The 12,519-nt window shown below is 38.4% G+C and carries 7 protein-coding genes; all 7 read left to right on the forward strand.

Going from position 1 to position 12,519, the window contains the following annotated elements:
• Nucleotides 1-93 precede the first annotated feature (93 nt).
• The 7 genes from OVA16_RS13315 to OVA16_RS13345 all read left to right on the forward strand — a co-directional run bounded on the left by OVA16_RS13315 (nt 94) and on the right by OVA16_RS13345 (nt 12,501).
• Nucleotides 94-1,077, forward strand: coding sequence for a two-component regulator propeller domain-containing protein (locus OVA16_RS13315; protein WP_267760155.1), 984 nt, complete (start codon nt 94-96; stop codon nt 1,075-1,077).
• Nucleotides 1,064-4,156: a hybrid sensor histidine kinase/response regulator transcription factor gene (locus tag OVA16_RS13320; protein ID WP_267760157.1), complete on the forward strand. Its 3,093-nt coding sequence runs from the start codon at nt 1,064-1,066 to the stop codon at nt 4,154-4,156. Before OVA16_RS13315 ends, OVA16_RS13320 begins: the two co-directional genes overlap by 14 nt.
• Before the next feature lie 680 nt (nt 4,157-4,836).
• The gene (locus tag OVA16_RS13325; RefSeq protein WP_267760159.1) at nt 4,837-6,027 is read left to right on the forward strand and encodes a glycoside hydrolase family 88 protein; all 1,191 of its coding nucleotides are present in this window, start codon (nt 4,837-4,839) and stop codon (nt 6,025-6,027) included.
• Between the two features lie 70 nt (nt 6,028-6,097).
• Complete coding sequence (locus OVA16_RS13330; RefSeq protein WP_267760161.1) at nt 6,098-7,312, forward strand: glycosyl hydrolase family 28 protein; 1,215 nt, start codon at nt 6,098-6,100, stop codon at nt 7,310-7,312.
• 157 nt (nt 7,313-7,469) lie between these two features.
• On the forward strand, nt 7,470-7,625 hold the full coding sequence (locus OVA16_RS13335) for a hypothetical protein (protein WP_267760163.1): 156 nt from the start codon (nt 7,470-7,472) through the stop codon (nt 7,623-7,625).
• 212 nt (nt 7,626-7,837) lie between these two features.
• The gene (locus tag OVA16_RS13340) at nt 7,838-10,837 is read left to right on the forward strand and encodes a SusC/RagA family TonB-linked outer membrane protein (protein WP_267760165.1); all 3,000 of its coding nucleotides are present in this window, start codon (nt 7,838-7,840) and stop codon (nt 10,835-10,837) included.
• 17 nt (nt 10,838-10,854) lie between these two features.
• Nucleotides 10,855-12,501, forward strand: coding sequence for a RagB/SusD family nutrient uptake outer membrane protein (locus OVA16_RS13345; protein WP_267760167.1), 1,647 nt, complete (start codon nt 10,855-10,857; stop codon nt 12,499-12,501).
• Nucleotides 12,502-12,519 lie beyond the last annotated feature (18 nt).

Below are 12,519 nucleotides of genomic sequence, written 5' to 3' on the forward strand. Positions count from 1 at the left end.
TTGAAGAATGTTTCGACAAGCTCAACATGACACCGACGCTTTTAGTAAGTGAAATTTAAACAGTTTTTAATGATGAACAGCTTTTGTGAATAGATGAAAAAATACGTTCTAGTTGCTTGTTTGATTACACTACTTTTTCAAAGTGTTTATGCCATTGATATTTCGAAATATCGCTTTCATATTATGCCCGAAACTTCCTACTACGGCGGCATACAAAGTATTGCAAAAGACAGTTTGGGAAGAATGTGGTACACTGGGCCAGATGCGCTTTTCATGTACGATGGCAACAGTTTTTATCAGCTAGATGATGTTGTTTTTGCTATTAAACCTAAAGGAAAATGGGGCTATGGCTCTATTGTTATAGATAAAACAGGGAATTTGTTTTTGAGCTCTGGCCATGGACTGCTAAAATTTAATTACCAAAAATTTTCGTTCGAAGTAGTGGTTGATGGCATCATCCGTTCACTTTGCTTGCATAATGATGGTAAGCTTTACATGTTCTCTGGCGATAGCTTAAAAAGTTACGACCCAAAAACCCAGCAAGTCGAAGGATTTAGGTTGCCCAAAAATCAATCTTACAATAACATCGTTAGCTTAAACGGAAATGTGTTTGTAACCCAAGAGGCTGCTCTTTTTAAGGTGCAAATGAACAGTCGCCGTTTGCTACCATTCGCTAATTTTGGCGCAACAACCAATGCCATTAACGATGGTTTGGTGTTCGGTGGAGCTTACTATTTTCTTACACACAGGGGTGGTATACATGTTACAGATGCCGCGGGAAATTTGATGAAACGAATTCCGGTGGTGGTAGCTGGCAACCAAACCATGTTATCTAAGAAAATTTACATAGACCAAACTGGCATTATTTGGGTAGCTACGCAGGCTGGTTTATTCTTTTACGATCCGGTTAAGGAAACTAGCAGTTTTCTTCGCATGAATTTGAATGACGCCTTTTCACTTCCCAACAATTCCATTTGGACCATTTCTCCCGATCCAGACCAAGGTGTGTGGATAGGAACTTATGGTGGTAAAATTGCTTACTGTTCACTTTACGATTCTGCAGGTGCGTTATTTTAATCCCAGTCCTGGAGGGTTAAACCATCCAATTATCAGTAGTTTCCAAGAAGACCATTTGGGCAATATATGGATTGGTACCGAAGGTGGAGGCCTAAACTACTGGAACCGGCAAAGCGACACTTTTAAGCATTTTCTGAAATCTAAAAACAATTCGCCTAACTCAAACATGATTAAGCGGTTAAAGTTCGATCAAGGAAACAAACGTTTATCGGTTTCGGCTTACAGTGGTGGTGTTGCTTATTACGATATGAATGCAAGTGCATTCCGTAGCTTAGATTTTATATCGCCAGAAAGTAAACAACCATTAACCGTGTATGATTATGTGCTAGACCAGCAAGGCACCTGGTGGATGAGCGATCCTGATAAGACATTTTTCTACAGAAAAAAAGCCAACAGTGCTATTGAACTGGTAAGAGTAACAGGCAACAACGGTAAGCCAATTAACTTAGAGGTAGAAGCCCTATATTTTGATAACCAAAATAATTTGTGTTTGGTTACCCACCAGGGTTATTATGTGGTGCAGCCCAATACTTTAAAGGTAATTAAACACTACCTTATTAAAGATCCATCTTATTCTGCAAATTATTTGTGTAGTTTTCTTATCGCATCTAACGGAGATTTATGGCTTGGCACTTTGGGCAAGGGCATTAATGTGTTAAAAAAAGATGGTAGTTATGTAAACTACAGTGCCACCAGTGGTTTTGCCGCAAAAATGGTATTCGGCATACTCGAAGATGAAGGATCTAAAAACATTTGGTTAAGTACCAGCGACGGACTTTATTTTTACGATAGCCGTACCAAGAAGTTCGAAAAAGCAAGGTTTTACCAAGAAAACAGCTGTGGCTCTTTCTATATCCGCTCTGCTTATAAAACAGCCAAAGGCGAAATGCTATTTGGCGGCACCAATGGATTCATGCTTTTTAATCCAGCCCAACTCAACAAAAATCCTCAAAAGCCTAAAGTATTTTTTACCGGTTTTTTTGTAAATAATATTCAAGTAACGGCTAATTCAAATCCATCGCTTTTAGCTAAAGACATATCTAGTGTTTCTAACCAAAAAGAAAATCGCATACAGCTTGCTAACAGCCAGTCAAATGTAGAAATTAGGTTTTCTGCAAATAGCTATCTATCAGCAGAAAAAAACCAGTTTGCCTACCGTATGAAAGGACTGGGCGAAAAGTGGCAAATTAGCCATGCCAATCAAAAATCAGTGCAGTTTCTCAATCTCCCTAGCGGCGATTACACTTTCGAAATCAAGGCATCTAACAACGATGGTTTGTGGGGAGATGAAATTTCTAGACTGTATATTCATGTAGATCCACCATTTTTTCTGTCGTGGTGGGCATATTGCTTTTATTTTGCGGTATCGCTTGCTTTATTGTTTTTTATCATTAGGTACTACACCAATAAGAAAGTTTTTAAAGAAAGATTAGCCCTACAAGCCCTCAAAGAGAAAAATATGCGTGAGCTGAGCCAAGCCCGTACAGATTTCTTTACCAATATTTCTCATGATTTAAAAACACCTTTAACCTTGGTCATACAGCCTTTAAAACAATTAAAAGAAACTTTGGTAGCTAATGATAGTGCTATTGGCTACATGGGCCTAATCGAGAAAAATGTGTCCAGAATACAACGTATGATTAGCCAGTTGCTGCGTTTTAGAGAAATTGAAAGCCAAAAAATTACACTTAATCCTCAAAATGGAGATTTTATCAACTTTGTAAGAGATCTTTTTGGACTATTTGAACTTTACGCCAACAAAAAGCAAATAGAAACCAATATTGCTGCTCATAAAGATAATTTATACGTTGCTTTTGATTACGATGTGATTGAAAAAATACTAACCAATTTGTTTTCAAATGCACTGAAATATACCCCAAACAAAGGTTATGTTGGTGTACGTATTTACAGTTCTACCAACCAAGAAAAGGAAAGATTAACAGATAGAATAGACGAGCAAGAAGCCGAGTATGTTTCTATAGAAGTTTTAAATAGTGGCGATGGATTTTCTGAAGAACAGATTGCAACGCTTTTCACTTCGTTTAATCGTTTATCGTCGCAACGGCCCACGTTCGAAGAAAGCTCTGGTTTGGGATTGGCAATTGTTAAAGAGCTTGTTGAAGTGTTAAATGGTAAGATTTGGATGGTAAACAAAACCGATAAAATCTCGTTTACCATTATGCTACCGCTGATGAAACAGGCTGGCTCTGGAGATATGCAATCTAATGTGTACGATTATACCATTTCTGAGATTGACGATATCATGATGCAAGATACGGAGGCACCAGAAAATAATAATGCTAGTGCTAAGAAGACCGATAGCGTGTTGTTGATGGAGGATGATCCGCAACTACGTGCTTATTTAGAGCAGCGACTGGCAGAAAAATATAATGTGTATACCGCAAGTGATGGTGCCGAAGGGTTGATAAAAGCAGAAAAAATTTATCCTCAACTAATTATTACCGATTTAGTAATGCCTAACCGAACTGGTTTGGATGTATGCAAAAGCTTGAGGCAAAATTTTAAAACTAGTCATATTCCCATCATCATGATTTCTGGAAATGGCGATGATAACCAAAACAAAATTAAAGCTTTGGAGTATGGTGCCAGTGTATTTATAGATAAACCTTTTGATGTTGATTACCTAATGCAGCAGGCGGAAACCATTCTCAAAAATCAGCAAGAACTGAAAGAGAAATACAGCAAGCGCATACAAGTAGACCCATCTAATGTAACGGTTACCTCTATGGACGAAGAACTACTGAGGAAAGCGATGAAGGTAATTGAAGAAAATATTGCCAATGCCAATTACTCGGTAGAAGATTTTGTGTCTGATATGAATGTAGGCAGAACCATCTTGTATCAAAAAATTCACGACATTGTGGGGATGTCTATCAAGGAATTTATCTTGAATATCCGCTTAAAAAGAAGTGCTTATTTGTTAGAAAAATCTGATTTAACGGTTGCCGAAGTGGCCTATGAAACAGGTTTTAATAACGCTAAATACTTTAGTGTTTGCTTTAAAAAACAGTTCGAATTAAGTCCTTCTGAGTTTAAAAAGAAAGCAGGTAAGAAGTAGTATTTCTTGGCAATGGCATTGTCAAAGTCGCTTGGTCATTCCTACATCGTCATCCCCGCGAAGGCGAGGATCTTAAAGCGCTAAAAAGTTTTTTTGAAGATCTTAAATTGGTTCTACAGCGTTAAGATCCCAGACTAAATCTGGGATGACGTTCTTGGTAGTGCTAAAAATTTCTTAAGGCCCCAAAGATGCTTAAATTTACATCCTAAAGTACAGAAGCGAACCATTTCTGTACAAAGAACTTTCGCTCTTCGGAATTTGCAATTCCGAAGCACTATCGTCGGATCTGAGGTCCGAAAAATAAATGAAATTATAAATTCCATGATAGGTAGTTTAAATGTAAAGCAGGTAAGAAGTAGTATTTCTTGGCAATGGCATTGTCAAATTCGCTCGGTCATTCCCACGTCGTCATCCCCGCGAAGGCGGGGATCTTAAAGCGCAAAAAGGTTTTTTGTTAAGATCTTAAATTGGTTCTACAGCGTTAAGATCCCAGACTAAATCTGGGATGACGTTCTTGGTAGTGCTAAAAACTTCTAAAAGCCCCAAAGATGCTCAAATTTCCATCCTAAAGTACAAAAGAGAACCATTTCTGTACAAAATTGAACCCTTCATCGTAAGTGTTTGTGGTAGTTTTGAAGATGCCAAATCTCAATTGGTACCAAATATTCAAACTTAAACTAATGAACAAAAAAGGAACACAAATTTCGTTGCTATTACTTATCACATTAATTATTGTGGGGCAAGTTAAGGCACAATCTTTAAAGCAAGTAATTGATAAAGCGTTTCAAAATGCCGAGCAGCAAAGCCTTTTAATGGCGAAAAAATATGAAGATCAACCTGGAAGATTTCCAAAATCATTTGAAAACGGTAAAGATACCTCATCGGATTCACGATGGTGGTGCAGCGGTTTTTTTCCAGGCTCACTTTGGTACTTGTACCAAAACAATAAAAATACCGAAGTGCTTAAATATGCCAAACTTTTTACCGATAGGGTAGAGCGAGAAAAGTACACCACCGATAACCATGATGTAGGCTTTATGTTATATTGCAGTTTTGGTAATGGCTTACGTATTACAGGCGAAGAACGTTACAAAGAAGTGCTGTTAACTGGAGCAAAATCATTAGCTACTCGTTTTGATACGAACGTAGGTTTAATCCGTTCGTGGGATCATAATACAAAAGTTTGGCAATATCCGGTAATTATAGATAACCTCATGAATTTAGAATTGCTGCTTTGGGCTGCTAAATATTCTAAAGATGAGAGGTTTAAAAAAATCGCAATTTCACATGCCAACAAATCGATGATCCATCATTTCAGACCAGATTTTAGTTCTTATCACGTAGTCTCTTACGATAAAAAAACTGGTTTGCCACATAAAAAGCAGACCCATCAAGGTGCAGCTGACGATTCTGCATGGAGCCGCGGACAATCCTGGGGCTTGTATGGTTATACCTATCTGTACCGCGAAACTAAAGATGAACGCTATCTGGAACAAGCAAAGAACATTGCCAATTTTTTAATCAACCACCCAAATATGCCAAAAGATTTTATTCCTTACTGGGATTACAATGCGCCACAAATACCAAATACCACTCGAGATGCTTCGGCGGCAACGGTAATGGCGTCGGCTTTAATTGAATTAAGCGATTTTGTAGATGCCAAATTAAAGCGTAAATATATGCAAGTAGTTGATATTCAAATTAGAACTTTAGCATCTGATGAATATACCGCTAAACGTGGCGAAAATGGAGATTTCATCTTGAAACATAGCACAGGTGCCTATCCTTTCAAATCAGAAATTGATGCGCCTTTAACCTATGCCGATTATTATTATTTGGAAGCCTTAACAAGATTAAAGAAAAGGTTATAAAAACATAAAAAATAATAGTAAAAACAAGTATTCTTGCTTTAAAATAGTATTATCCTCAAAAAAAACAGTAATGTATATTCCTAGAAAAGTTTTATTTACCATTTGCTTATTTCTACAAATTATAGCTGCATTAACAGTTGTTGCCCAAAAACCAAATGAAACTTACCTCAGTCCAAATAACTATAAAACTGGTACGCAATCAGAACGTATACAAAAAGCCATTAACGATGCGAAGATAACTACAGGAAAAGTAGTCATCCCAAGATATGATGCCATTACCAAAACCAATGTTTGGTTAATCGATCAAGCAATTTTGCTGCCTGCAGATTTTGAACTGGAACTGAATAACTGCAAAATCAAACTATCAGATAAATGCAGGGATAATTTCATCCGTTCTGCTAATGCAGGTTTAGGAATTAAAAATATCGCTCCGCTAAAAAACATTAAGGTAATTGGTATTGGTAATGTGTTGTTAGAAGGAGCCAATAATCCTCGTTCTACGGGAGATCATAACAAAACCTTGTCTTTAAATCCAGATGGTTTTGGCCAATCTTTTGGTACCGATGCCGGCAAACCCAACGAAAACCAAAAAGGTGGCTGGCGCAACCATGCCATCATTTTCGCCTATGTGGATGGCTTTCAGGTTAGTGGAATTACTTTGAAAGATTACCATGGCCATGGTTTGGTAATGGAGCGCAGTACCAATGGTGTGGTTAAAGATATTACTTTCGATGTACGACAAGCGGTTAATGTTGCCGGAGTAGAAAAACAAATCCTTAACCAAGATGGAATGGGCGTACGTTTTGGCTGCAAAAACATCATCATTGCTAACATTAAAGGTAAAAGTGGCGATGATTTTATCAATATCGGTTTAACTGATACAGGGGTAGAAGCAGGTAAGGAAAATGTGAATGTCGTAAGTGGTTCCATTTATGCTGGCGAAAAGGATAATATCGCTAACATCTATCTTCAAAATTGGCAAGATTTCTATTCTCTTTCGCATCGTGCCATTCGTATTATGCCCGTAGGTAAACTAAGAATAAGCAACGTTTTTATCGAAAACATGATCATCAGCCCCTTATCTAAAAAAGGTTTAGAAGCGGAGTATGCGCAAAACATCAACGGTTTATTTGTAAGAAACTTGGTAAGTAATTTTCAGGTAAAAGTTAAAGGAATAGCGAACGCTAGTTTTAGAGATATTTTCTATACTGGCCAAGGCGCTCCAATTGATATTGAGCAAAGTGAGAGTGTAGTGGTAGATCACGTAAAAAATGTTAAACCCTAAATAGGAAGTAAAAAAGGCTTTTTTATGGTTGTTTGAGCAAAAAATAGCAGAAAACCTTCCGTTTGTACAAAACCAAACCATTTTCGTACAAAAGTGAACCCTCTGAATAGTTGATGCGGATAGTTTTGTCTTAACCATTATAACAACCAAACCGAGTATGAAAACTAATCAGTTAATAGCTGTTGCTATTTGTAACCAAACGGGCTGCTCAAAGGCGATAGCCAAAAAAAATCCAAACACCAGTTACTTATTCATTAAAACCTACAACTTACCCAATCATCTATTTAACGAGCTTGGTAGAAACTATGCGTAGGGTATTGCAAGAGTTTCAGTTTTTCAAGATCAAAATACGATAAGCTGTTAAAGGAGCTGTAAAGTTGCAACCAGTTCTAAATATTCGCAGTAGTAAAAATTTCAATGAACCAATTACAAGGCCTATAAGGTAAATCACGTGAACCAAATTTCTTCATATAAAGTGAAGAAATCAAATGTTAAAGTTTTAAATCCTAACCAAAATAAATATAAATGATAAGAGCATTACACATTAAGCTTAAAAGCTGGTTGATGATTTTAGCCATCATGCTACTAGCAACAAATTACGGCTATTCACAAAGCACAGATCCGGTTAAAGTTAAAGGAAAAGTTACCGATGAAAAAGGAGAGGTGCTAGTTGGCGTTTCGGTACTTGTTAAAGGAACGCCCAAGGGTACTTCTACCGATACCGAAGGAAATTATACGATAGAAGTTCCTGGAAATGCAACCCTCGTATTCTCCTACATTGGTTTCGATCCGCAAGAATTCAAGGTCAATCCATCGGGAGTAATCAACGTAAAAATGAGTGGCGACAAAGTGCTTAACCAAGTAGTTGTAATAGGTTACGGTACCGCAAAAAAGAAAGATTTAACTGGAGGTTTGGCCGTAGTTGGCAAAGAGCAATTAAGTATGGTTTCTACACCAAATTTAATGGATCGTTTGGTAGGCCAGGTGGCGGGTTTTACCATTACTTCTGGGAGCGCAGCACCAGGGGCCGATCAATCATTACTTATTCGTGGAGAAAACTCACTGTCTGCTCAAAATAATCCCTTGATTGTTTTGGATGGAATTCCTTACAGTGGCTCATTAGTAGATCTTGATCCAAATAATATAGAAAACCTAACTGTATTGAAAGATGCTTCTGCGGTAGCTATTTACGGTTCTAGAGGTTCTAATGGTGTAATTTTGATACAAACAAAACGAGGGCAATTGGGAAAAGCTAGTGTGTCTTACCGCGGCCAACTTGGTTTAGCAGAGCCAATGCAACAGATAGAGGTAATGGGGCCTAACGAGTATATCCGTTTTCAGCAAGATATTGGCAGGTTAAGACAAGGCTATACAGGTTCTTTGTTAGATCCAATTGCTGGAGATATCATCAGCGTAACGGAACGTGGTAACTATGCCAATAACATTACCCATGATTGGCAAGATTATATTTTTAGACGTGCAGTTACCATGGATCATCAATTGAGCGTGTCTGGAGGTACAGAAAGCACCAAATATATGGCTTCTTTGGCGGCTTTAGATCAAGACGGGGTAGTGTATAATTCACGTTTGTCTCGTTTAAATATGACCGCTAATCTAGATCAAACTTTTAACAAGTGGTTAACTATTGGTGTGGGTATGCAGTTTACGCAACGAAGTGATGGCGGCGTTACACCAAATATAGAGCATGCCATTAAACAAAGTCCTTATGGTAGCTATAAAGATGCCGCTGGCAATTATGTGCCAGAACCCATGGAGTATTCGTTGATTGCCAATCCTATGCGTAACGTTAATGCCGTACAAGATAGGATAAATAGAAACTTTTTCCTTTCCGCGTATGCAGATGTACTGCTTCCAGTTAAAGGTTTGTCTGCTAGATCAAATTTTGGATATAACTACAGAAGCGGTTTTAATGGTACCTATTATGGCCGTAACACTTTTGATGGAAGGGAACAAGCTGGACTAGCAGGAGGCAGGGCAGCTATTAGCAATTCGCATTATTACGATTATACATGGGAAAACCTCTTAAAATACGATAGGACATTTGGCGATCATCGCATTGATGCCACTGGCTTATTCAGTATACAACAAACTCAAAGTATCACTTCATCACAAAGTGGCGAAGGTTTTGTGACTGATGATACCGAATATTTTATGATGAATACTGCAGCTAGAAATGTGGTAAATAATTCGGGACTATCTGAAACAGCGATGCTTTCTTATATGGGCCGTTTAAATTACAGTTATAAAGGCAAGTATTTACTTACCATAACGGGTCGTACTGATGGGGCTTCTAATTTTGCAAGAAATAATAAGTACGCATTTTTTCCTGGAGGTGCTGTTGCTTGGAATATTGGAGAAGAAAGTTTCTTGAAGAACAACGCAAATTGGGTAGATCTTTTGAAATTACGTGTGTCTTACGGGGCTAATGGAAACCAAGCAATACCTCCTTACCGATCGTTAGATCGTTTGTACTCTAACGTGAAGTACATTTGGGGCGATAACGGACAGCCCGTAAACACAGCATATTTGGCTAGCGATGGTGTGGGTAACCCAAATCTTAAATGGGAAACCACGTACTCCGCCAATTTGGGTATAGATTTCCAATTTTTTAAAAATAGGATAGGCGGTACCATAGATGCGTACATAGCCAATACAAAAGATTTATTGATGATCCGCACGGTACCCATCATGAACGGTTATAGCAGAGTTTATGATAACATTGGTGCTACCAGAAACAAAGGGATAGAATTTACTTTAAATACAGTTAATATTCAAAGTAAAGATTTCAAATGGAACTCAACAGCTATTTTTTCACTAAACCGAGATAAAATTGTAGAACTAAGAGGGGATGGAAAAGATGATATTGGTAACAACTGGTATATCGGAAAGCCTTTGAGAGTGGTTTTCGACTATAACATGATTGGTATTTGGCAAACTGGCGAAAATTACAGTATGCAACCTGGTGCTGCCGCTGGTGCAGCTAAATTGCAAGATGTAAATGGCGATGGAGTAATTACCACAGCTGATAGAACAGTTATCGGTTCTAGAAATCCACGCTATACCGCTTCTTTTGCCAATAGATTAAGTTATAAAAACTTTTATGCATCAGCCTTGTTAACCGGCGTTTTTGGCGTATGGCGAGATGATCACATGGCCAACATGGGTGCTTGGACTTTCGGAATTACCAATTATGTACACGGCGCCAATTATTGGACACCAGAAAATCCTAATGCCACCATCGTATCTCCCGGTTATCTGAACACTCAGGGACATGGTTATTACAAAAAAGTGAATTACGTACAAGTTAAAAATATAACTTTTGGATATCGTGTTCCGCAAAGCATTGCTAAAAAAATAGGACTAAGCGGTATCGATGTTAATGCAAGCGTGAACAACCTCCACACTTTCTCCAATATCAGACAAGTACTTAACTACGATAACACTTGGATGGCATCATATCCAACCGCACGTTCTTATATGTTTGGCCTAAATGTAAACTTCTAATTTAATACAATACGAAAATGAAAAATATTATTAATGCAAGTTTAGCGCTTATCGTAATCATCTCATTAGGCGGCTGTAAAAAGTTTTTAGAAGAAGATTTAAAAACAGAATTAGCACCCACCAATACCTACACCAGCATTTATGGTTTCGAAGTAGGTAGTGCTGGTCTTTATGCTTTAACTCGCTCAGAATACAATACTTACGGAGAAGGCGGTGCTTATATCCACAACGGAGCCGCTCCTTACGAAGCATTGCAGGCAGCAACAGATATTGCCGATGTAATTAATAGCGATGCCTCTCTAATGGCTTTTGCCAACCTTACGCTTACCCCAACAGAGCGTTTCGTAGGTACCTATTGGAATTGGGCGTATAGCTTAATCTCTTCGGCCAATTTAATGCTGGTATACTCAGAGCAGAATACCAACTGGGATTCGCCAACGGATAAAGTTCGTTTTCAAGCTGAGGCTCGTTTTTTCAGGGCTTATGCGTACCGTACATTGGTGTATTTATATGGCGATGTGCCTTACACAGAAACCATTTTGTACGATTTCCAACTTGACTTTACACGCACACCAAAAGCCGAAGTAATAGGGCACATGGTGGATGATTTAAAGTTTGCTGTAGATCACCTGCCAACCAACCCAGATCAGTCGGGCTTTAAACAAGGTAAACTTACTAAATGGGCTGCCAGTCATTTGCTTAGCGAAATTTATTTATTGCAAGGCGATTATCCTGCCGCAGAACAAGCTGCTTTGGCAGTAATTAACAGTGGTTATTACGAACTGATGAAAACCAGATTTGGCGTAAATAAAGATAAACCAGGCGATGTTTTTAGCGACTTATTTTTAGAAAACAACCAAAACAGAACAGCAGCCAACAGAGAAAGTATTTGGGTATTGCAATTTCAGTTTAACGTAGTGGGTGGTGGTACCAATTCAGACGATTGGACACGTAGAGCTTGGATACCTAATTACTCTTCTATTAGTGGTTTTGTTTTGGCAGATACTTTAGGCGGTAGAGGTTTAGCACAATTGGTGCCAATGAAATGGTGGACAGGTACAAACCGTACCAATGCCACTGGCAATGTACCTGGTATATTTACCAGTACAGATATCCGTAACTCAAATTATAACATTAAAAGAGATTGGTACTATAACAATGCAGCAGATGCAGCTTTGTTTGGCAAAAGAGCACCAATTACCGAACAAACTTGGTTCACTACTAAAACATTGTTTCCGGCAATTACCAAATTCTTTTACGGCCGTGCAGAGAACTTGAGTTTAACTGGCAGTTACAAAGACCGTATGAAATTTCGTTTGGCCGAAACTTATTTGCTACTGGCCGAGGCTTATTTGGGCCAAAACAATCCTGGAAAAGCTGCCGACGCCGTAAATGAAGTACGTAGAAGAGCTGGTGCTGGCGATGTGAGCGCAGCCGATATGAATATGGATTTCCTTTTAGATGAGCGCATTAGAGAATTGGTAGGAGAAGAAAGTAGAAGGTTTACGTTGGTGCGTACCAAAAAATATGTGGATAGGGTTAAACAATACAACCCAGCAATTGCGGGCAAAGTGACAGAAAATCATGCGTTGTGGCCAATTCCACAAGCTATTAGAGATGCCAATACAGGTGCTCCATTCCCTCAAAATCCGGGATATCAATAGGCGAAAAATATTTCGACA

Source organism: Pedobacter sp. SL55 (assembly GCF_026625705.1).
GTDB lineage: Bacteria > Bacteroidota > Bacteroidia > Sphingobacteriales > Sphingobacteriaceae > Pedobacter.

Excerpts from the sequence above, each read along its gene's own strand:
- OVA16_RS13315 (WP_267760155.1), top strand. The coding sequence starts at position 94 with ATGAAAAAATACGTTCTAGTTGCTTGTTTGATTACACTACTTTTTCAA.
- OVA16_RS13325 (WP_267760159.1), top strand. The coding sequence starts at position 4,837 with ATGAACAAAAAAGGAACACAAATTTCGTTGCTATTACTTATCACATTA.
- OVA16_RS13330 (WP_267760161.1), top strand. The coding sequence starts at position 6,098 with ATGTATATTCCTAGAAAAGTTTTATTTACCATTTGCTTATTTCTACAA.
- OVA16_RS13335 (WP_267760163.1), top strand. The coding sequence starts at position 7,470 with ATGAAAACTAATCAGTTAATAGCTGTTGCTATTTGTAACCAAACGGGC.
- OVA16_RS13340 (WP_267760165.1), top strand. The coding sequence starts at position 7,838 with ATGATAAGAGCATTACACATTAAGCTTAAAAGCTGGTTGATGATTTTA.
- OVA16_RS13345 (WP_267760167.1), top strand. The coding sequence starts at position 10,855 with ATGAAAAATATTATTAATGCAAGTTTAGCGCTTATCGTAATCATCTCA.